The 22,011-nt window shown below is 70.7% G+C and carries 14 protein-coding genes; 5 read left to right on the top strand and 9 right to left on the bottom strand.

From position 1 onward, the window contains the following. Positions 1–61: 61 nt before the first annotated feature. Both ACSC1Q_RS32170 and ACSC1Q_RS32165 read right to left on the bottom strand, forming a co-directional pair. Complete coding sequence (locus tag ACSC1Q_RS32170) at positions 62–1,891, bottom strand: M14 family metallopeptidase (protein ID WP_436762457.1); 1,830 nt, start codon at positions 1,889–1,891, stop codon at positions 62–64. A gap of 152 nt (positions 1,892–2,043) precedes the next feature. Next, on the bottom strand, positions 2,044–2,412 hold the full coding sequence (locus ACSC1Q_RS32165) for an ATP-binding protein (RefSeq protein ID WP_436762456.1): 369 nt from the start codon (positions 2,410–2,412) through the stop codon (positions 2,044–2,046). A 231-nt stretch (positions 2,413–2,643) separates the two neighbouring features. Between ACSC1Q_RS32165 and ACSC1Q_RS32160 the strand changes: the two genes are divergently transcribed. Both ACSC1Q_RS32160 and ACSC1Q_RS32155 read left to right on the top strand, forming a co-directional pair. Then, positions 2,644–3,468 (top strand): helix-turn-helix domain-containing protein, encoded by an 825-nt coding sequence (locus tag ACSC1Q_RS32160; RefSeq protein ID WP_436762455.1) that lies wholly within the window; start codon positions 2,644–2,646, stop codon positions 3,466–3,468. A gap of 33 nt (positions 3,469–3,501) precedes the next feature. Beyond that, positions 3,502–3,732, top strand: a complete 231-nt coding sequence (locus ACSC1Q_RS32155) for a DUF397 domain-containing protein (protein ID WP_436762454.1) — start codon at positions 3,502–3,504, stop codon at positions 3,730–3,732. Positions 3,733–3,898: 166 nt separating this feature from the next. Here ACSC1Q_RS32155 and ACSC1Q_RS32150 read toward each other — a convergent pair whose 3' ends face one another. The 5 genes from ACSC1Q_RS32150 to ACSC1Q_RS32130 form a co-directional block, all read right to left on the bottom strand. Next, complete coding sequence (locus tag ACSC1Q_RS32150; protein ID WP_436762453.1) at positions 3,899–6,670, bottom strand: AAA family ATPase; 2,772 nt, start codon at positions 6,668–6,670, stop codon at positions 3,899–3,901. A gap of 176 nt (positions 6,671–6,846) precedes the next feature. Continuing rightward, positions 6,847–7,539 carry a hypothetical protein gene (locus ACSC1Q_RS32145; RefSeq protein WP_436762452.1) on the bottom strand — a complete coding sequence of 231 codons (693 nt, stop codon included), beginning with the start codon at positions 7,537–7,539 and terminating at the stop codon, positions 6,847–6,849. 796 nt (positions 7,540–8,335) lie between these two features. Then, positions 8,336–10,999 carry a glycoside hydrolase family 3 N-terminal domain-containing protein gene (locus ACSC1Q_RS32140; RefSeq protein ID WP_436762451.1) on the bottom strand — a complete coding sequence of 888 codons (2,664 nt, stop codon included), beginning with the start codon at positions 10,997–10,999 and terminating at the stop codon, positions 8,336–8,338. A gap of 287 nt (positions 11,000–11,286) precedes the next feature. Continuing rightward, positions 11,287–12,831 carry an MFS transporter gene (locus tag ACSC1Q_RS32135; protein ID WP_436762450.1) on the bottom strand — a complete coding sequence of 515 codons (1,545 nt, stop codon included), beginning with the start codon at positions 12,829–12,831 and terminating at the stop codon, positions 11,287–11,289. Positions 12,832–13,169: 338 nt separating this feature from the next. Next, complete coding sequence (locus ACSC1Q_RS32130; protein ID WP_436762449.1) at positions 13,170–16,466, bottom strand: AfsR/SARP family transcriptional regulator; 3,297 nt, start codon at positions 16,464–16,466, stop codon at positions 13,170–13,172. A 371-nt stretch (positions 16,467–16,837) separates the two neighbouring features. On the opposite strand from ACSC1Q_RS32130, the gene ACSC1Q_RS32125 reads away from it, so the two are divergent. Next, entirely contained in the window at positions 16,838–17,164 is a 327-nt protein-coding gene (locus ACSC1Q_RS32125; protein WP_436762448.1) for a carboxymuconolactone decarboxylase family protein, read from the top strand. 140 nt (positions 17,165–17,304) lie between these two features. Here the strand turns inward: ACSC1Q_RS32125 and ACSC1Q_RS32120 are convergent, their stop codons facing one another. Continuing rightward, positions 17,305–18,564, bottom strand: coding sequence for a nucleotide sugar dehydrogenase (locus tag ACSC1Q_RS32120; protein WP_436762447.1), 1,260 nt, complete (start codon positions 18,562–18,564; stop codon positions 17,305–17,307). 369 nt (positions 18,565–18,933) lie between these two features. On the opposite strand from ACSC1Q_RS32120, the gene rffA reads away from it, so the two are divergent. Further along, positions 18,934–20,226 carry a dTDP-4-amino-4,6-dideoxygalactose transaminase gene (rffA, locus tag ACSC1Q_RS32115; RefSeq protein ID WP_436762446.1) on the top strand — a complete coding sequence of 431 codons (1,293 nt, stop codon included), beginning with the start codon at positions 18,934–18,936 and terminating at the stop codon, positions 20,224–20,226. Continuing rightward, positions 20,208–21,047 (top strand): GNAT family N-acetyltransferase, encoded by an 840-nt coding sequence (locus tag ACSC1Q_RS32110; RefSeq protein WP_436762445.1) that lies wholly within the window; start codon positions 20,208–20,210, stop codon positions 21,045–21,047. Before rffA ends, ACSC1Q_RS32110 begins: the two co-directional genes overlap by 19 nt. Here ACSC1Q_RS32110 and ACSC1Q_RS32105 read toward each other — a convergent pair. Further along, positions 20,998–22,005 carry a glycosyltransferase family 2 protein gene (locus ACSC1Q_RS32105; protein WP_436762444.1) on the bottom strand — a complete coding sequence of 336 codons (1,008 nt, stop codon included), beginning with the start codon at positions 22,003–22,005 and terminating at the stop codon, positions 20,998–21,000. The genes ACSC1Q_RS32110 and ACSC1Q_RS32105 overlap by 50 nt on opposite strands. Positions 22,006–22,011: the final 6 nt, after the last annotated feature.

Below are 22,011 nucleotides of genomic sequence, written 5' to 3'. Positions count from 1 at the left end.
CGAAGGGGAGGGACACGGGGAGGGCTCGGGGCGCCTCCGGTGGAGACGCCCCGAGGGAGGGTCAGGGTTGCTGGGTGATCTTGACGTCGTCGACCCCGGCCTCGACCAGGGAGGCGCCCGAGGCGTCACCGGCCTCGATCAGGATGCGGACGCTCTGCCCCGCGAAGGCGGAGAGGTTGGCCGTGGCCGTGGCCCAGGCACCGTTGCGGTTGGAGGCCGCGCCGAGCTGCTGGAACACCTGGGTGGTGGTGGAGCCGACGACCTTCACCCGGAAGAAGTCGGCGTTGGAGGCGTTGGAACCGTGCGCCAGATACCACGACAGCGACAGGTTCAGCGTCCCGGTCGACGGCAGGGTGATGGCCGGTGACCGGATGCTGGTGATGCCTCCGTCGATGTCGTAGTCGCCCGCGGCGGCGCCCGCGAGCCTGCCGGTGACCAGGTCGTTGGTGCCGCTGACGGTGGTGCCGAGCTGCTTGGCGCCGCTGGAGGTGGTGGCCTCGGGGTCGCCGCGCTCCCACAGGCCGAGCGTGGCGGTGTCGGTGCCGGACGGGTTGGCCGTCCAGCCGGTCGCCGTCTCGAAGGTGTCGGAGTAGACCGTCACCGGCGGGGTGCCGGTGCCGCAGTACTGCGACTCCTTGCCGATGATCCGGTAGACGCAGTCGGAGTACTCCAGGAAGCGCAGCGTGGCCTCCCGGTTGCGGGTGGTCTGCGGGACGATCTGCTCGTCAGGGGGGTAGAAGCCCGGCGAGGAGCTGACCGGGTACATCTCGATGGTGTAGCTGAAGATCTTGTAGACGCCCCACAGCCAGTCGTCGATCGTGCCGTCGGTGATGTAGAGGTCACTGGCCTGCTGGGGGGTGTAGTTGTTGGTGGAGGCCATGTTCTGGCCCAGGGTCGCGTGGGCGTCGCGGTCGTCCTGGGTCAGGCCGGGGCCGGTGTCGTTGAAGGTGTAGCCGTACGGCCACAGGATCAGCTCGCCGTAGGTGTGCCAGTCGATGTGCGCCTTGATCTGCTGCACGCCGCCGACGACCCGGCTGCGCACCCAGTTGGCCACCGCCCTCACCTCGGGGGTCGACTCGGCCGCCGAACCCCGGTAGGTCTCGCTGGAGGTGGTGCCGGAGGAGCCGCCGCAGCAGCCCCAGTTGTAGCCCCAGTTGCGGTTCATGTCGGTGCCCACGGCCGAGGAGCCGGAGTTGGGCTGGCGGTTCTTGCGCCAGGAGCGGTAGGAGCCCGTGGCGATGTCGTACTCGCCGCCGTCGGGGTTGAGGTCCGGCATGATCCAGATCTCGCGGCCGTTGACCAGGTTGGTTATGCGGCTGTCGGTGCCGTACCCGTCGGTGAACTGGTTGAGCAGGTAGATCGCCATCTCGACGGTCAGGTGCTCGCGGGCGTGCTGGTGGTGGGTGAACAGCACCTCGGGTTCGTTCTCGTCCGTGGCGACGTTGTCACTGATCTTGACGGCGATCAGGTCGCGCCCCTCGTACGAGGTGCCGTAGCTGATCTTGCGGGCGATCGTCGGGTGGTCGGCGACGATCTGGTTCACCGCGGCGGTCATCTCGGCGTAGTTGTGGTAGCCGGAGTCCGCCGACGGGAAGTCGGCGCGCTGCTCTGGCCCGGTCGGGAATAACGACCTGGGGATCTTCGTGACGGCGTAGCCGAGCTTCTTGATCTCGGCGACCTCGTCCGCGCTGGCGGTGATCACGACCGAGTCGGGGTCGACCTGGTCGATCGCGGCACCGGTGGCGGCCACCGCGCTTCGCTGCTGGGCGGTGCTCGGGCCCTGGACCTTGTACTGGCTGTTCGGTTGTGGCTCGGCCGAGGCTCCCGCCCCGGTCACACCGAGACACATCAGCGCCAGGGCGGCGAACACCACGATCAGACGGCGTCTCACCTGCGTCCTCCTCAGGCACGCACTCTAGGGTTTTGTCGCGTGCCTCCACCGAGAGTCAAACAGCGGCGTTGATTAGCAAAGGCCCAAATTTTGGGGGCTGGGGGAACTGGGTTTCGCGACCGTACGGAAGTGGGGTGAGAACGAGACCGGATTCAGAAGCCGACCTCGAACCAGAGCGTCCTGGATCCCTCGGGGACGTCGTCCTGGATGCCCCAGTCGTCGGCGAGCAGGTCCACCAGGAACATGCCCCGCCCGCCCTCCGCCTCCGGGTCGTTGCGCACGTGCGGCGCCGACGCCCCGGACCCGGCGTCGCAGACCTCGACCAGCACCGCGGCCGATCCCACCGCCACCGTCATCGCGACCTCGCCGCCCCCTCCGGAACCGGAGTGGAGTACCGAGTTCGTCACCACCTCGCTCACCAGGAGGACGACGTCGTCGGACGCGGGGTGGCCCTCACCGAGAAGCTCCCTGACCCGGCTCCGCGCCATCGACACCGACTCCGGGACCCCTTTCAGGGTCACCGTTGATCGAGGTGAGACGGCCCGCCGTCCGGTCGTCATCGTTGACCTCACTCTCCGACACGCATATTCCATGCACATCGCCCTCTGAGATGGCACACTCACTCACGGTGAACTGTTCTATCAAGGACTGCAATACCTCATGTTGGGATTCCGCAGATTTGCTATCAAAGGACGGAGGGAGGTAGATGCGTGGCTTCTCGACGCAGCCCCACGGCCCGTCATCGCCGTCTGATGGCTGAGCTGAGCCGTCTGCGAAAGGACAGCGGGCTGACCAGGGTGGAGGTGGCCGAGCGGATCGGCTCCACCGACACCACCGTCTGGAGATACGAGACGGGCCTGTCCCGGCCTCGCCCCTCGGACGTGTCGGCCCTCACCGATGTGTACGGCGTGACCGGGGAGGCTCGAGACTCCCTGATCCAGATGGCCGTCGAGGCCAGAAGACGGGGCTGGTGGCACCCCCACCGTCAGGCCCTGAAACCCGGCTTCGACTCCTACATCGGGCTTGAGGCGGAGGCGTCGCTCGTGCGCTCGTACGAGCCGCTGGTCGTCCCCGGCCTGATGCAGACCGAACCGTACGCACGCGCGGTGATCGAGGCGACCTCAGTAGCTCAGACCCCCTCCAAGGTCGAGGAGACGGTCTCCGTGCGCATCTCGCGCCAGCGGTTGCTGCACGGACCCGGTGACCCGATCCACCTTGTCGCCGTGCTCGACGAAGCGGTGATCCGGCGCCGGATCGGCGGTCGCGACATCATGTCGGAGCAGCTGGAGCATCTCGTCCATCTCAGCGGGCTGCCCAACGTGGAGATACGGGTCGCCCCGTTCTCCGCGGGGGCCCACCCCGCGATGGACGGCCAGTTCTGCCTGCTCAGCTTCCCCGAACCCGAGGCTCCCGACCTGCTCTACCTGGAGCAGGCCGCGAGCGGGAACGTACCGGACGATCCCGAGCAAGTCCGCCGCTACGCCTCCATGTTCGAGAGTCTCTGCGAGATGGCTCTCAGTCAGGAGGCGTCGGCAGCCTTCATCGCCCAGATGGCGAGAAGGTTTTCCTCCCCCTAGCTGTAGAAGGAAGAAAAAGTGCGAGGGTCCACGATGGATCTGTCAGGCGCCGAGTGGCGTAAGAGCGGCCGCAGCACCAACGGAGGCAACTGCGTGGAGGTGGCGGTCGTCCCAGGTGACCAGGCGGTCGCCAGGCACAAGGCGGACGCCGACCAGCTGTATCTCGTCCGCGACTCCAAGGATCCGGGCGGCCCGTCGCTGGCGTTCACCCGGAGCGAGTGGGACGCCTTCGTCGGCGGCGTGAAGGACGGCGAGTTCGACTGACGGACCTCCGGGGAGACCCTGCCTCACGGTCTCCCCGGAACCTCCGGCCACAGCCCGCCCTCGGCCCCGGCCCGGCGGGCTGTGCTCGTCGTCCTTCACCCCTCACTCGTTGCCGGTCACTGCCTCGCCGCCTCGTCTCCCGACGCCCCGCGCTCGCCGGGAGACCTCAGCGCGGGGGCCGTTCGTCGTTGCCGTTGTAGCCGAGGACCCGCATGGCGACCTCGGGGTCCATCGCCGCGGCGAGCAGCTGGGCCCGTTCCACGGCGCTGTCCCGCTGGGCCTCGGCCCTGGCCTTGGCCGCCTGCGCCCCCCGGGTGACCGCCGCCACGATGGCCGCCCCCACGATCGCCGCCAGTACGGCGACGAACACCACCGCGAGCGTGCCGGAGTCCGGTGGGCCCGTCCGGCCCATCGCGACCGTCCCGCCGTTGAGCACGTAGGTGCCCAGCGCCGTGAAGGCCGCCAGCGCGGCCAGGCTGGCCGCGATCACCAGCACCGTCCGCAGTTTCCCGCCGCGCCTCGCGGGGGCGGCGGGCGGCGGGGGCGGCGCCGGTGACAGGCGGCGCACCGGGGCCTCGTCGCCCCAGGGCACGAAGTCGGGTTCGCTCCCGGCCACCGGGGACACCGGGGACACAGCGGCCGGAATCGTACTCGGCACCGTACTCGACACCGCGGAACCGTTGCCGTTGCCCGTGAGCACCGCGCCGTGGATGACCGCGGCGGCGGGTTCGAGCCGGGGCAGCGCCGGCGGGACGGGCAGGGCGCGCGCCACGTGGCTGTGCTCGCGGTGCGCCCGCGCCGCCTCCAGGTGATACTCCTCGATCTCGGTGTAGAAGTCGTCCGAGACGTAGATGGAGCCGTCGATCAGCGGCCCCCGCCTGCGTTCCAGGATCGCGACCACGTCGTCGCCGTTGAGCGTCTTGTGCGCCTCCAGCGCGTGCGCCAGGCACAGGACGTCCCGCCGGTGCTCGCGCAGCAGCTCCTCGGTCCGGTCGAGCAGGCCCACCAGGTTGAACTCGATGCGCTCGCCCAGCACGTCGGGCGCGAGCGGCTGACCGCCGCCCGGCGTTTTGGTGAACCCGATGCCCCCGCCGCCGGGCTTGGGCATCGACTTGCCGCCCATGATCTCCAGCTCCTGCAGCGCGGGCACCGAGGTCACCCCGCGGCCCATGCCCCAGTGCGCCTCCATCAGCGCGGTGAGGTACGTCGCGGAGAACAGGTCGCCGGAGACCCCCGAGGAGTTGTCCTCGCCGAAGAACATCCGCTCCCCCGCCAGGGAGGCGAGCGAGACCATGATGTCGGCCTCGTGCTCGGACTTCCAGCGGGTGAACTGGTCCTCGGGCTTGATGCTCGCGACCATGCCGAGATAGTCGGCGCCCTTCTCGATCGTGGCGATGTCGATCTCAAGGTGGTAGCGGGTGCGGTACGCCGCCACGGCGTGGCAGGCCTCGTGCACGGCCACCGCGTGCCGCTCGCGCTCGATGTACTCCACGTCCTCGGGCGGCCCGAGCTGCTTGAGCCGCTTGGCGCGGGTCACGTCCGACCAGGTGATGATCTCCCGGCCGTCGCGGATCGCGGTGATCAGCGACTCGTTCACCAGGTCCTTGATCGTGGCGCCGGTGGCGTAGGGCGTGATCGTCGCCAGCTTGTCCAGCTGCGCCTCGGTCAGCTCGTGGTCGACCTTGTCGAAGTAACCGCGGTAGGTGCGGACCCGGCCCGCCTTCGACGGGTAGCCCACCTTGTAGATGCGGTCGATGCGGCCCGGCCGCAGCAGCGCCTCGTCCAGCGAGTTGGGCATGTTGGTGGCCATCATGACCAGGATCCGATACTTCGGCGGCGGCTTGGGCCGCATGCCGAAGAGCCTTCGCACGTGCCGGTTGACGATGCCCCTCGGCTTCTTCAGGCCGGACAGCTCGGTGAGCAGCGCCTGCAGCGTGCCCGGGTCGCCGCCGCCCCCGCCCATGCCGCCCATCATGAAGCGGCTGCGGCCGGTGTCGGGCTCCTTCTGCTCGGCCGCGCCCTGGCGGGTCAGCAGCCACCGGGTGTCCTCGCTGAGGTAGCCGAAGCCGTGGCATCCGGCGGTGTGCGGGGAGAACCCGGGGCCGCCCCTGGGCCCCTGCTGCGCCAGCGAGCCGCGCTTGCCGAGGGAGTCGGCCTCGTCGAAGAAGACGATCACGCCGCCGTACCGCAGCGAGAGCTTGCGGAGCTTCCTGAACAGCGACTTCACCTTCAGGATGCCGATGCCCATGAACATGTTGACGAACGCGCCGGGGTCGACGAACACGTACGGCTTGCCGGTCTCCCCGGCCACGGCCTCGGCCATCAGGGTCTTGCCGGTGCCCGGCGGGCCCCACAGCAGCAGGCCGCTGGGCACGTAGCCGCCGCGCTCCTCGATCGCGTCCGGCCTCTCCAGGAAGACGATGTTCTCCTTGACCCGCTCGACGACGTGGTCCTGGCCCCAGACGTCGGTGAAGCGGGTCTTGATGTCGTCGGGGAAGTACGTCTCCACACCGCCCCGCGACAGCAGCCAGAACAGGCCGATGAACTGGAAGGCGATGAAGAAGAACGCGAAGGCGAGCTGCGCCACGTACGGCAGCGCCTGCCAGAGGAGCGCGGGCGCCTGGAACAGCGCGAGTGCCGGAGAGGTGTCCAGCACCTCGCCGAGGATGAGGGCGAGCACCGCGATCCAGAACACCCACTTGATGGCGCGCGCCATCCTGAAACGGTTCCAGTCGGAGAAGCGGCGATGGGTCCAGCGTTCGAAACCGCCGAAAACACTTCGCGTCCAGAACCGGTTGTATCCGGCGGAACGCTCGCTGACGAAGAAGTGGAGTTGCCGCAGGAACTCGGCCCCCAGGAGCCAGAAGATCCACGGCGCCGCGATCGCGGTGATGATCATCGCATCCTGGAACGTGATGATGCCCTCATAAGAGGCCATCTCACTCCATACCAGAATGAAATAGATGATCGTAAGAATGAGCAGGAATTTGATCCGGTCCCAGAACGGCATTTTCTTACGCTTGTCGGGATGCGGATCTGTCGGACCGGAACCGGGAGCCCGGAGTCCTTCGAAGTTGGGAGGCGGTGGAGGTGACTTCATGGACGGGCTTCTCCTCACCCGGTGAGCCGCTTGACCTTGAACGATTGCGCGATCTTCTCGAATTCCCCGGCGCGCTTCCGGTAGCAGGCGGCCGAGCAGCGGATCAGCAGGGTGGAGATCTGCTTGCCGTCCTCGGCCAGGTAGGAGGTGAGGTCGAAGGTCTCGATTCCGGCCCCCTGGATCGCGTAGTTGAACCGCACGTGCACCCCGCGCAGGCCGTCCCCCGGCTGGAGCACCTCGTCGGCGAGCAGCTCGAAGTCCTGCAACGGGTAACCGGGGATCTTCGCGTACTCCGTGCGCACCGTGTCGGTGACGGGCAGGACGGAGTTGCGCATGGTGTTCAGGGACAACGAGTCCTGCTCGTCGGGAAGGAGTTTGGCGATGCGGGCGAAGACGAACGGCTCGTCTCCGGTGCCGTAGCCGAGAAGGTGGTCGGCGGACGGCTCGGCGTGGGCGTCGTAGGCGGCCGACCAGATGAGCTGCTTGCGCAGCCGCGCGGTGGCCGATTCGGGGTCGGCCCCGATGGTCGCCTTGTCCAGCGCCACCTGGTCGACCTTCTGCCAGGCCGCCGGAACCTTGAAGTACGTCTGCCCGTCGTCGTGGCGGACGTAGGTGAACTCGGCACGTGCACATCCCGTGAGCCCGCCGACCATGGCGGAGACGACCGCCACAGCTACCACGGCGAACCCGGCCCTTGATCTTCTCACCAGGGCTTACCTCCGCTTTACGGGTTAACGAGGTGGTTGTGCCCGTTTTCCAGGCGACTCTCTCCTCTCCCGACTCACCCAATTTGAGAAAACTTGACCAAATCTTTCCGGGAACCCGGCTTCACTTGTTACACAGTGCCGCTGTTGGATTCCCGATGCCATTGAACGCTCGACCTCCGCCGGAGAACAGAGGTCGACGAGCCCTCTTTCACGTATTTCTTCCCGCGACGACACCCGCGCCCTCGGTAACGCTTCCGATGGGGCAACGCCCGTCTCCGATCGCGCTTCACCGGTGTTGCGCGCGGAGACGATGGGCTCCGGCTCACTCTTGATGATCGTGGTGGCGCTGGCAGATCATCGACGGACGTGGCGTAGGCGAAACGACGCACTGTCCGGAAGGCCAGGCCGAGGTCACGGCCGATGGAGTCGAGCGAGTCGCCCCGGGCGCGCGGTTCCTGGACCTGTGCGTACCGCTCTTGAAAACGCGCGACGATCGGCCGCTCGTCACCGTCGCTCCCGTGCGCGGCCGGTTACCAGATCGCGATCAAGGACACTCCACCCGCAGCATCCCCTGAAACGGCTACACCAGGTCACCGATCGTCAAGAGTGAGCCGGAGCCGATCGTTGTCGGCGGATGGAGTGTCCGGGGCGATCCAGGCAGCCGCGCCGAGGCGGCCTTGAGAAACGACCCGCCGGGCTGGTTCGGTCAGCGTCCCGAACTCACGCGCCCCCGATTCGCCCCGTCGTCCACGCGAACCCGGCCGATCACGGCGGCGTTGCCGGCGACCTCGGACTCCTAGGTCAGGTCCTCACACTGCTTCGCGTCGGGGTCGTCGGCCGCCTGCGGCACCCAGCGGACGTTCGCGAACGAGGCGGAGAAGGCCCCCTCCGTGTAGACGAGGAACGGGGTGTTGACCACCTCCAGGTCGAGGCCGCCCGCGGCGAAGCAGGCGACGGGAATCTTGACGGTGGACCTGGTGCCGGCCGGGAGCCCCTGGAAGAGGGAGGTCGCCACCACCTCGGAGAAGCACGGATAGACGCAGTGCACGCTGAGCACGGTCCTGGCGGCCGGGGGCCGGTGGACGATCGTGTCGAAGACCAGCGCCCCCTTCGCGTTGAGGTAGCCCCGCAGGTCCGTGCCGCCCGCCGGGTTCTGCAGGTAGAGCTGACCGGGACCGGTGCCGGTCCAGGTCGCCTTCAGGCCGTCCTGCTGCACGTTGACGTCGGACGGCACCACGCCGATCTCGGCGTGCGCCGCCTGGCCGTCGGGGCCGATCTCGGTGCCGCCCCAGTTCTCGGGGGAGCCGATGAGACTCCGGTACGGCGCGATGTCGGTGCGGTTGAAGATCTCCAGCTCCTCGCTCGCCTCACCGCCGCCGCCCTGCTCGCCGCAGCCGAACGGGGGCGCGGTCTCGTCGAGCGTCCCGACCGATCCGCTCTGGCCGTCACGCAGGCCGTACCCGAGCGGGAACAGCGGGTCGTAGCCCTCGGCTCCCGCGTTCAGCGGCGACTGGCAGGCGCTCTTCGGCCACGAGTACGGCAGCCTGCCCGTGTAGCCGTCGCGGTGTTCGCCCCGGACGAGCAGGTCGGCGACGCCGCCGCCCTCGGTGCCGGGCAGCCACGCGGCGACGAACGCGTCGGAGCGGTTGAGCTCCTTGTTGACCCAGAGGGGCCGGCCGCTGACGTAGACGGTGACGACGGGCGCGCCCCTGCCGGTGACCTTGTCGAGCACCGCGAGGTCACCGGGGTAGATCCTGGCGGACTCCAGCGTGCGCCGCGCGAGGTCGCCGACGCCCTCGGCGTACGGCGTCTCACCGATCACCGCGACGACCGCGTCGTACGCCGACGGGTCGACGCCGTCACCGGTCTCGCTGAAGGTGACGTCGGCCTCGCCGAGCGTCTCGCGCAGGCCGCCGAGGATCGTCGTGCCGTTGGGGAAGTCGGCGTTGACGTTGCCGGTGCCCTGCCAGGTGAGGGTCCACCCGCCGGTCTGGTTCTGCAGGCTGTCGGCGCTCTTGCCGACCACGAGGACCTTGGAGTCGGCGGCGAGCGGCAGCACCCCGCCGTTGTTCTTGAGCAGGACCTGCGACCTGCGCACCGCCTCCCTGGCGAGCTTGCGCGACTCCATCGCGCCGGCCGACCCGGCGAAGGCGCGCCTGGAGGGCCTGGGCCCGTCGAGCACCCCGGCGCGCAGCTTCACGCGCAGGATGCGCGTCACCGCGTCGTCGACGCGTGCCACCGGGATCGCACCGCTCTCGACCTGGGCGATCGTGTTGGTGATGAACGCCTTCCAGTCGTTGGGCACCATCACCACGTCGACACCAGCGTTGACCGCCTGGGCGCAGCTCGCGTTGGTGCACCCGGCGACCTGGCCGACGCCGTTCCAGTCGGAGACGACGATGCCGTCGAAGCCCATCTTCCGCTTGAGGATGTCGTCGACGGCGCGCTTGCTGCCGTGCAGCTTGCCCTCGTCGATGCCGAGGTCTGCGTTCTTCCAGCTGTTGAACGAGACCATCACGCTCTGGGCACCGGCCGCGAGGGCGCCGTAGTAGCCCTGGCCGTGCACGTTGATCATCTCGGCCTCGGACGCGGGGTTGACGCCCTGGTCCACGCCCTTGATGGTGCCGCCGTCACCGATGAAGTGCTTCGCGGTGGCGATGACGCCGTCCTGGCCGATGCCGCGCGGGTGCCTGCCCTGCAGTCCCTTGACGGCCTCGTACCCGTACGCCCGGGTGATCCGGGGATCCTCGGAGAAGCCCTCGTACGTGCGGCCCCACCGGTCGTCGAGGGGGACGGCGACGGTGGGGGCGAACGCCCATTCCTGGCCGGTGGCGCGCATCTGCCGGGCGGTCGCCGCCCCGATGTCGCGTACGAGACACGGATCCTGCGCGGCGCCCAGCCCGATGTTGTGCGGGAAGACCGTCGTGCCGTAGACGTTGTTGTTGCCGTGGACGGCGTCGATGCCCCAGATGACGGGGATCTTCGCGCGGGTGGCGACGGAGGCGTTCCAGTAGGCGTCGGCGAGGTCGAGCCAGGCCTTCCGCGTGGCGTGCTTGTCCCGGCCAGGCCAGGAGCCGCCGCCGTTGAGCACCGAGCCGATGAAGTACTGCCCGACCTCGGCGGGGGTGATCGCGGCGATCTCCGGCTGGGTCATCTGACCGACCTTCTCGGCGAGCGTCATGCCCGCGAGGATCTTCGCCACCCGCTTCTCGTAGGACCGGTCCTTCTCGATCCTGCTCTTGACCCTGGGCCACTCGGAGAGGGTGGGCAGCTTCCTCTCGACGCGGGCGCAGCCACGGGAGTCCAGGGCGGGCTTGCCGACCACCGGCTGCCGCCCGCCCGCCGAGGTCTCGGCGCCCGCGCTCGGAATCCCGGCGGAACCCGCTGACAGGACGGCGAGACTCGCCAGCACCGCGAGTCCGCTCCGGCGGGCGCCCGGCCGGGCGAAGGGTCTGATCATCGAGGATCCGTTCGTCGGGTACTGCGATGGGCATGGCGGGCTCCCGGGACCGCACTGCGCAGATCCTGACGCTGTGACACGACCGAGTCAATCCTCTCGCGAGAGCGCTCTCTCGGATGGATACGAGCCCTGCGGGCGGATCATGGCACGCCAGCCGCTTCCACCAGGCACATCTCCGTATCCACGCCGTCGGCGCCACATTTGAGTGAGAGCGCTCTCAGCGAGTCTTTCCCCTCGGTGGGCGGGGCGACGCCGGGCAACCGGCGGTCAGGAAACGGGTCACCGGGTCACCGGTGCGGCTCGGCGAGGAGCTCCTCGGGGATCACGTCGGGGACGCCGCGGAGGCTGACGAGCGAGACCACCGCGAGTACGGCGATCGTCACCGCGGCGGTGATCGCGGTCACCTCGACCCCGGTGACGAACGCCGTCCTCGCCGCCTCGGCGACGGCCTCCCCCAGCCTGCCGGGGAGCGCCGCGGCCGCCTCCAGGGCGGTGGGCAGCGACTCCCCGACCGGGACGGCCACCTCGCCGGGCAGCCCCGCGGGAAGCCTGAGCTCGCCCCGGTAGACGCCGGTGAGGACGCTGCCCAGGACGGCGATGCCCAGCGCGCCGCCCAGTTCGAAGGAGGTCTCGGAGATCGCCGCGGCCGCGCCGGCCCGCTCTCTGGGCACGCTCGCGAGCACGGTGTCGTTGGTGACCGTGAACGTGAGCCCTATGCCCACCCCGCAGACGATCATCGGGGCGAGGAAGTAAAGGTAAGGGGTGTCAAGGGCGATCTGGCTGTAGCAGGCGAAGGCCGCGGCGGCGAGCGCCAGGCCGAGCGCCACCACCCTGGCCCGGCCCCAGCGGGTGATCAGCCCCGCCGCCAGGACCCCGCCGACCGCCGCCGACATGCCCCCGGGCAGTCCCGCGAGACCGGCCCGCAGGGGCGACCAGCCCAGCACGAGCTGGAAGTACCAGGCGAAGATCAGTGAAAGCGCGGACATGCCGAAGATGGCGACGAGGTTGGCGCCGACCGACGCGGTGAAGGCCCGGCGCCGGAAGAGGCGGACGTCGATCAGCGGCTCGGCGAGCCGGGTCTGCCGCCGGGCGAACAGCGCCAGCGCGACGATCCCGATGGCCCCCGGCACCAGAACACCGCTGGTGGCGAGCCCGTACGCGGCAGCCTCCTTTACAGCGTAGATCAAACCGATCACGCCGGCCATGGACAGCGGCACGCTCACGAGGTCCACTCGCCCGGCGGCGGGGTTGCGCGACTCCGGGAGCACGACGAGGCCCGCGAGCAGGATGAGCAGCATCACCGGCAGGTTGATCAGGAAGACCGAGCCCCACCAGAAGTGGTCGAGCAGCAGGCCGCCCACGACCGGCCCCAGCGCGAACCCGGCCGCGCCCATCCCGCTCCACAGGCCGACCGCCGTGGTCCGCTCCTTCGGGTCGGTGAAGACGTTGCGGATGATCGACAGCGTCGAGGGCATGATCGTGGCGCCCGCCACACCGAGCAGCGCGCGGGCGGCGATGAGCAGCTCGGGAGTGGGGGCGTAGGCGGTCACCGCCGAGGCCGCGCCGAAGGCCACGGCGCCGATGAGGAGCAGCCGCTTGCGGCCGATCCGGTCGCCGACGTTGCCCATCGTGATCAGCAGCCCGGCGAGCGCGAAGCCGTACGCGTCGCCGATCCAGAGGATCTGGGTCGACGAGGGCCCCAGGTCCGCGACCAGCCGGGGAAGGGCGAGGTGCAGGACGGTGACGTCGACGGACAGGAGCAGCGCCGCCAGGCAGGCGACGGCGAGGGTCGCCCACCTGCGGCGACTCGTGATCGGGGGATGATCGTTCATGCCCGTCATCGTGAACGGCGGCGCTGACGGCCCGCGCACCTCCCGCTGACGCGCGTCGTGACGTGGGCGTGCGCCAGCGGGAGGGGCGTGCGTCGTGACAAGGGCGTGCGTCTCCACGCCTTCACGCCTTCACGCCTCCACTCCGGCCGGTTCGGGTCGAGGCGGGGCAGGGCGAGGCGGGGCGAGGCGTTAGGCCGTCGGGCCTCGATGCTGTTCGGGCCGTCCGGACCGCCGAGCCATCCAACCGCCGGGTCGTCAGAACGCGGTCGTGCAGTCACAGAGGCACGGGGTCACGGGGTCACGGGGTCACGGGGTCACGCAGTCACGGGGTCACGCAGTCACGGGGTGAGCATCGTGAGCAGCTCGCCTCGTGACATCCGGGTTCCCGCGTGCCACTCCCTTTCGTACGCGGCGTCGCCGGTCCGGGCACGAACGGCCGCCGTGACGCCGGCGTCGGGGCCCGCCGCGGCGCCGCCGAGGGTGGTGGCCGTGGCCGCGCCCAGCAGCCTGGCCGCGCCCTCGGCGTCGCCCTCCGCCAGCGTGACCTCCGCCAGGCCCTCGATCACCGAGCCCGCCACCGGCGGGTAACGCTGCAGCGCCGGTTCCAGTGCCCTGAGGTAACAGGTCCTCGCCTCGGCGTTGTCTCCGCCCGACGCGGCGATCCGGGCGAGCTCGACGATGATGCGCAACCGGATCTCCTCGATGGTGTACCACCCCTGCGTGCACAGCTCCAGGGCTCTGAGGGCGATGGTGCGCGCCTCGTCCAGGTCCCCGCGGAGCCTGGCGATCTCGGCGAGGCCGCGATGGACCTTGGCCATCACGTCGGGGGCACCCGCCCGGCGGGCGTGACCGGCCGCGCGGAGGTACTCGGCGTGGGCGGTCGCGAGATCGCCGTCGCGTACGATCCCCGCGGCCTCGCGGCAGACGAGTTCCGCGATGTCCTCGTCCGACCCGAGCTCCTCCGCCAGGCGAAGCGCCTCGCCACCCAGCGCGCGCGACGCGGCCCTGTCCCGCCGCAGGTCGGCGAGCCCGGCCAGCTCGGCCAGCGTGAGCGCGCTCCCCCAGCGCTCCCCGAGGGAGCGGAACAGCTCCAGCGCCTCCTCGAAGGCGTGCTCGGCGCTCGCGGCGTCGCCGCCGTACAGGTAGAAGTAGCCGTAACCGAAACGGGAGAGCGCCCGTAGCCACGGGTCGGTGACGACGGGTCCCGGCGGTTCCGGCAGGAGGTCGGGCGGGCCGGTGAACATCGGCCACAGCATGGCCAGGAACGGCCACCGGTACGGCCGGTCGAGCGGCGGGATGATCGAGACGATGGTCTCCACCAGGGCGGGATGCCGGGGCGACCGCGACTCGCCGGAGGAGGACACGAGCACACATATGGCGTACTCCTCCTCCATTCCCTCGACCGGCGCGAGTCCCTTCACCCTCTCGAAGTGCCCCGGCCCCGCCACGGAGCCGACCGCGCTCCCCGCCGGCACGAACCCGGCCGGTCCCTCGACCGGTGCGAGTCCCGGCCCCTCCACGGAGCCGGCCGCGTTCCCCGCCGGTACGGGTCCGATCGCGGCGAGCAGGTCGGTGGCGAGGGCCGCGCCCTCGGAGCGGCGGCCGCGCAGCCACCAGTACATGGCGATCCCGGCGAGCAGGCGCAGCCCTCGCGCGGTCCTGCCGGTGTCGACGGCCCAGCGCAGCGCGGCGTGCAGGTCGTCGTGCTCCTCGTCCAGCCGCCGCAACCATTCCAGCTGCCCGGCGTCGCGCAGGTGGGAGTCCGCCGTGGCCGCCAGGTCCGCGTAGTACGCGGCGTGCGCCTCGCGGCGCGCCTCGGTCTCGCCGGTCTCGGCCAGCCGTTCCGCGCAGTACGCGCGGATGGTCTCCAGCATCCGGTAGCGCTCGCCCACCCGCTCGACGAGCGACTTCTCCGCGAGTGAGCTCAGCAGGTCCACGGCCTCGTCCTCGCGCAGCCCGCACACCCGCACGGCCGCCTCCAGCGTCGCGCCGCCCACGAAGACGGTGAGCCGCCCGGCCAGCGACCGCTCGTCGTCGTCGAGCAGGTCCCAGCTCCAGGCGACCACGGCGCGCAGCGTCTGGTGCCGGGGCAGCGCGGTGCGGCTGCCGCGCGACAGCAGCCGGAACCGGTCGTCCAGCCGGGAGGCCACCTCGGCCACCGGCAGGGATCGCAGGCGCGCGGCTGCCAGCTCCAGCGCGAGCGGCAGGCCGTCCAGGGCCCGGCAGATGCCCAGCACCTGCTCGACGTTGGCGTCGTCGACGCGGAAACCGGGGCGCACGGCCGCCGCCCTGTCGGCGAAGAGCCGCACGGCCGGGTAGGTCAGGGACTCTCCCGCGGCGGTACCCGACCTCGGCACCGGCAGCGGCGCGACCGGATGGAGCACCTCCCCGGTGATGCCGAGCGCCTCCCTGCTGGTGACCAGGACGCGCAGTCCTGGACAGGCGGCGAGCAGGCGGTCGGCGAGTTCGGCGACCTCCGCGACCAGGTGCTCGCAGTTGTCCAGGACGAGCAGCGCGGGACGGTCGGCCAGCACCGCGACCAGCCTGGCCAGCGGCGCGGGCACCGGGCGGCCGGGGGCGGGAAGCAGACCGGCGTCACGGACGCCCAGCGCGCCGAGGACCGCCTGGGCCGCCTCCCCCTCCCCGAGGACGGGGGCCAGTTCCACGAAGCACACGTCGCCCCGCTCCCCCGCGGCGACCTCACCGGCCAGCCGGGTCTTGCCCGCGCCGCCGGGGCCGACCAAGGTGACCAGCCTCGCCTCGCCGAGCAGCGCGCGGAGCCTGGACATCTCGCTCTCCCTGCCGACGAAGCTGGTCAGCGGAGCCCACAACCCCGACCTGACGGGCGTGGCACCGTCGGCCACGACGCCGACGACGCCGCCGGGGGCGCCGGTGAGGGCGGGGTCGGCCCTGAGCACCGCCAGGTGCACGGCGGCCAGTTCCGCCGACGGGTCCACACCGAACTCCTCGCCGAGGATCCGCCTGGCTCCCTCGTACACCTCCAGGGCCTCGGCCTGCCTGCCCGAGCCGTACAGGGCGCGCATCAGCTGCCCGTACAGCCGCTCCCTGAAGGGGTGGGCCGCGGTCAGCTCCTGCAGCTCGGCGACCAGCTCGCGGTGGCGTCCCAGCTCCAGCTCCACCTGGACGCGGTCCTCCACGCAGTCGAGCCTGAGCCTCTCCAGCCTGGCCGAGGGCGCCTGGGCGAACGGCGACTCCGCCACGTCGGCGAGCGCGGGCCCGCGCCACAGGGAGAGGGCCTCGCCCAGCAGCTCGACGGCCCGGCCGTGCTCTCCGGAGGCGAGGGCCCGGCGGCCTTCGGCGGCGAGCCGTTCGAAGCGGTGGGCGTCGACGGCGTCGGCACCGGCCGCGAGCCGGTATCCCGCCGGGTGGAACTCGATCATCTCCTGGACGCCGAGCGCCCTGCGCAACCGCGAGACCTGGGACTGCAGGGCGTTGGCGGCGCTCGCGGGCGGATCGTCGCCGTACAGTCCGCCGATCAGCCGCTCGGTGGTCACCACCCTCCCCGCGTCGAGGAGGAGCATCACGAGCAGCGCGCGCATCCCCTGCCCGCCCACGACGACCACGCGCCCGCCGTCGAGCCGGATCCGGGTGGGACCGAGGATGTCGAACCGCATAGCCCGATTATCGTGGCTTCCCGCCCCCGGCTCCCCGCCTCCGGTTCGCCCGCCGCTCCCCGCCTCCCGCCCGCCGCTCCCCACCTCTCGCTCCCAGCTACCCGCCCCCCAGCTCCGCCGCTCCCCGCCTCTCGCTCGCCGTCGCAGGGCGCCGTCGCAGGGCGCCGTCGTCCGTCGCCGATCACCGCCGATCGGGGCCCGCGCGTGTAACGTCGGATGATCTCTGGTACGACATATATCTATATGTCATGACTTTAGGGAAAAAAGATCTTTCCCTGGCGCCGGAAGGGGCGGGGGCAGGCGGGGTAGGGACCCCACTGGCCGTCCCCGCCAGGGAACGGCTGCCGGGGGGCTCCACACGGAGGTGTTCGATGAAACGGGTCTACGGCTGGGACCAGGGCGAGAACGAGCCCGGGGACCTCTTCGGGGCGACCGTCGAGAACCTGTTCGCCGAGGTGTGGTCCAGGGAGGGGATCTCGAACCGCGACCGGCGCGTGCTGCTGGTCGGCCTGCTCGTCGGACAGGGCATGCACGAGGAGCTCGGCCTCCAGCTGGACGCGGCGCTGCGGACCGGCGACCTCACCCCCGACGAGCTCCGCGAGATCGTCGTCTTCCTCACCCAATACGCCGGATGGCCCCGGGGCGCCAGGCTCAACGGCCAGGTCGAGGAGCTGATCGCCCGCGTCATGAGGTCCTGACCTCCGGCGTAACCGGCCGATCGTCCGGCTTCGAGACCGTGACGTCCCGCGTACGCAGCCGGTCGCGTGCCTCCCCGGATCGCGGCCATGCGGTGTGGAGCGTCCCGGCGGAACCGGGCGGCCACTCGCGGCGTGAGAGGTCAGAGCCTTTCGACGTTGGGGCCCCGGCAGCGGTTCCTGGTGTCGAAGACGAGGGTGCTCGCCCGCTGGACGAGCTCGTAGTCGAAGCAGTCGTGGTCGGCGAGGACCACCACCACGTCCGCCGCCGCCAGTTCCCGTTCCGAGAAGGTGACGACCTCGACGCCCTGCGGCAACAGGAAGCAGTCCACGTGCGGGTCGGCGGCCCGTACGTCCGCGCCCAGCTTGCGAAGGCCCCTGACCACGTCCAGCGCGGGTGACTCGCGGCAGTCTCCGGCGTTCTTCTTGTACGCGAGGCCGAGCGCGAGCACCCGGCTGCCGTTGACGGGCTTGCGCGACCGGTTCAGCGCGAGACCGACCCGGTGCACGACGTGGTCCGGCATGTGGTCGTTGATGTCGTTGGCCAGCTCCACGAACTGGAAGTTGTGTCCCAGGCTGCGCTTGACCTTCCACGACAGGTACGACGGGTCGATCGGCAGGCAGTGCCCGCCGACGCCGGGCCCCGGGGTGAAGCGCATGTAGCCGAACGGCTTGGTGGAGGCGGCGTCGACGGCCTCCCAGACGTCGATGCCGAGCTGCTGCGCGAAGATCGACAGCTCGTTCACCAGGGCGATGTTGACGTGCCTGAAGGTGTTCTCCAGGAGCTTGCACAGCTCGGCCACCCTCGGCGAGGAGACCGGCACGACCTCGTCCACGATCCGCGCGTAGAAGGCCCTGATCCGCTCCAGGGACGCCCCGTCGATGCCGGAGACCACCTTGGGGGTGTTCTCCAGGCGCCAGCGCTCGTTGCCCGGGTCGATCCGCTCCGGGCTGTAGCCGAGGTGGAAGTCCCTCGGCGCGCACAGCCCGGACCCCTCCTCCAGCAGGGGCTGCAGGTATTCCTCCGTGGTCCCCGGATAGGTGGTGGACTCCAGCACCACCGTGGCGCCGCGCCGCAGCATGGGAGCGAGCGACTCCCCCGCCGCGCCGATGTGGCGCAGATCGGGAACGCCCTCGCGGAGCGGGGTCGGCACGGTCACCACGCAGACGTCGAAGCCCTCGGCGGCGGCGTAGTCGGCGGTGGCCAGGTAGCGGCCGGTGCGGTGGGCGGCGGCCAGCGTCTCGTCGCCGACGTCCTCGACGTAGGACTCGGCGGCGTCGAGCCGCTTGATCCTCCGGCGGTCGACGTCGACGCCCACCACGTCGAACCCCGCCGCGACGGCCCGCATCGCCAGGGGCAGGCCGACGTACCCCTGACCGACCACGACCAGTTTCTCTCCCACGGCAGGACCTCCACCACCTCGGAAAAAAGCGAATACGATCCGACTTTAGGAGCAGGTATCATCGCCGGGCCGATTCAGCGACAATCCGGGCGTGTCGCGACCCGGCCCCACCAAAACAAGGCTCCCGCGACCGGCGCCGTCCAAGGCATAATATTCGGCGACACCTCCAACCAAAGACGCAGATAACTTATATTCCTAATACATAAATCATCATCCCAGCTCAGGACTGCCACAGAGTCCACCCGGTCGTCGGCGGAAAAGGCCCGTCCGCCCGCATGTCGGTCCACACGATCAGTAAGATCATCAGTAACATTCACCCGTGCATTCGACGTGCGAAATCGACGCTGAATCAAATAAGAGGGTCGGTTGATGGCGGGCGGCACGCGTCCTCGCGTCCTTCCGCGACATCCCGCCCCGCCCCCGGCTCCTCCCGGCACCGCCCCGGACGCCCTGAAGGCCCCGGACGCCCCGGACGCCCTGAGCACCCCGGACGCCCTGGACGTCCCGGCGCGGATTCCCTTCAACAGGACGCACCTGTCCGCGAACGAGCTCGACTACCTCGCGGAGGCCGTGCGCCGGGGGTCGACCTCCGGTGACGGGCCGTTCACCAGGCGGGCGGCCGGGCTGCTGAAGGAGATGACCGGGGCCGGGCAGGTCCTGCTGACCACCTCCTGCACGCACGCCCTGGAGATGTCGGCGATCCTGCTCGACCTCCGGCCGGGCGACGAGGTGATCATGCCGTCGTTCACCTTCGTCTCGACGGCGAACGCCTACGCCCTGCGCGGCGCGGTGCCGGTCTTCGTCGACTGCAGGCCCGACACCCTCAACATGGACGAGAGGCTGATCGAGGCCGCGATCACCGACCGCACGCGGGCCGTGGTGGTCGTCCACTACGCCGGGGTCGCGTGCGCGATGGAGGAGATCGGCGAGATCTGCGACCGGTACGACCTCCCCCTCGTCGAGGACAACGCCCACGGCCTGGGCGGCTCCTACCGGGGGCGTCCGCTGGGCGCGTTCGGCGGCCTGGCCGCGCAGAGCTTCCACGAGACCAAGAACGTGCAGTGCGGGGAGGGCGGCGCGCTGCTGCTCAACGACGCCGCCCTGATGGCGCGCGCCGAGGTCATCAGGGAGAAGGGCACCGACCGCAGCCGCTTCTTCCGTGGCCAGGTGGACAAGTACCGGTGGGTCGACATCGGCTCCAGCTACCTGCTGTCGGACATCCTCGCCTCGCAGCTGACCTCCCAGCTGGAGTCGTTCGCCGAGACCCAGTCCCGGCGCCTCGCCGTCTGGCGGAGCTACCACGAGGGCCTGGCCGGGTGGGCGGCCGCGAACGGCGTCTCCCTGCCGACGGTCCCCGACGGGTGCGCGCACCCCGCGCACCTGTACTACCTGCTGCTCCCGGACCTGGCGAGCCGCCGGGCCCTCATCACCCACCTCGGCGACAGGGGCGTGCAGGCGGCGTTCCACTACCAGCCCCTGCACACCGCCCCCGCCGGTCTGCGGTACGGCCGGACGGCCCCGGGCGGGTGCCCGGTCACCGAGAGCGTCGCCGACCGCCTGGTGCGGCTGCCGCTCTTCGCCGACCTGGGCGCGTCCGGCGTGACGCGCGTGATCGACGCCGTCCTGAGCCACGAGGTGAACCGATGGCCTGGCGGGACGTGATGGGAGACGGGGCCCCGCGCATCGCGGAGTCCCCGCTCGACTCGGCCAGGTTCGGCCGTGCGGTGGAGCGCCTCACCGTTCCCTCGGGGGCCGTCTCTCCCTTTACCGAGGTTCGCGAGGCCGTGCTGGGGTCGAGTGCGGACGTCATCGTGCTCCGCTACCCGGCCGAGCACGTCGGCTGGTTCGCCGAGCTGACCGCGCTCGGCCGCACCGCCGTGTTCGCGGACTCGCTGACGTACTGGCGCCTGCACGCGGGACGGGGTCGCGCGCCGGAACCGCCGGAGGACCTCCAGGTGACGGAACGGGTCACCCCGGCGGTGGTGCGGGAGTCGATCTCCGACTTCTTCGCCTCCTACGGGAACCACTACCTGGCCAACCCCTTGTTCGACGCCGCCGGGACGCTGGCGGGATACCGGGAGTGGGCGTTGAGGCTGGCCGCCGAGGGAACGTGCCTGGCGATGCGACGGCGAGGCCCGGACGGGGACGCCGATCCCGGCGCGCCTCCGGACGGGGATCCGGACCCGGGCGCGCCTCCGGACGGGGTTCTCGCGCTGGCCATGCTCTCGTACGACGGCCCGCGGATGGAGATCGTGCTCGCCGGGGTGACCCCCCGGGCGCGGGGGAACGGCCTCTACACCCACCTGCTGGCGGCGATCGAGAGGCACGCCCTGGCCCGGGGCGTGCGGGAGCTCGTCACCTCCACCCAGGCGCACAACACCGGGGGGCAGAGGGCGTGGGCGCGGTACGGGTTCGAGCCCGTCCAGGCCTTCGTCACCGTTCACCTGATCCGGAGCCCACTCCCGCGTGGACGGCGACGGTAGTGCCGCCCGGCTGCCGGGGAACGCCGAGGGCTTCCGGCGTCCCGACGCGCTCGCGCACGACGTAGGTCGGCCGCCCCATCCCGTTCCCGTGGATGCGCCCGACGTACTCGCCGAGCACACCGACGGACATCAACTGGGCGGACGAGAAGAGGGTGACCATCGACGCGATGGTGGTGAACCCCGCCACCGTGGTGTCGCCGTTGGCGAAGTGCCACAGGACGACGCCGCCCAGCAGCAGGCCGACGACGCCGGCCAGGAACCCGAGGTAGCTGGCGGCGCGGAGCGGAGCCGTGCTGTAGCCGAGGAGCATGTTCACCGCGTGCCGCAGCAGCAGGGCCGGCGTGTAGCCGGACCGGCCGTGACCGCGCTCGCTCATGTCCACCCGGACCGACCCCACCCGGGTGGTGGCCCACGACAGGGCCACGTCGACGGAGGCGTGCGGCCCCGACAGCTCCTCGAACCCGTCGCGCAGGCGCGTACGGAAGGCACGGAAGGCACTGATCATCCGGGCGGTGCGGATGCCCAGCCCGCCCGCCATGGCGGTCTTGACCGACCGGGACGCCAGGCTGCGGACCAGCCCGTGCTCCTCACGGCGCGGGACGCCGTACACGAGGTCGAGGCTGTCGCCTTCGAGGGCGGCCAGCAGGAGGGGAATCTGCTCCGGCGGGTGCTGCAGGTCGTCGTCCATGGTCACGACGACCTCGAACTCCGCCTCCCTGATCCCGGCGACCAGCGCGTTGTGCTGGCCGTAGTTGCGGGACAGGTGAAGCGCGCGCACGCCCTCGACGCGCCGCGCGAGCTCGGCGGCCGTCCTCCAGGTGTCGTCCGGGCTTCCGTCGACGACGAGGATCACCTCGTGGGAGACGGACAGCTCGCGGAGGACCGCCATGAGCCTGGTCACCAGCACCGGCAGGGTCCGCGCGGAGCGGTAACACGGAATGACCACCGACACGGACATTAATCC

It is taken from the genome of Streptosporangium heterodermiicola (genome assembly GCF_051390675.1).
In the GTDB taxonomy this organism is placed as follows: Bacteria; Actinomycetota; Actinomycetes; order Streptosporangiales; family Streptosporangiaceae; genus Streptosporangium.
Note: the sequence above shows the minus strand (reverse complement) of the source record. Positions and strands in the feature narration are given on the sequence as shown.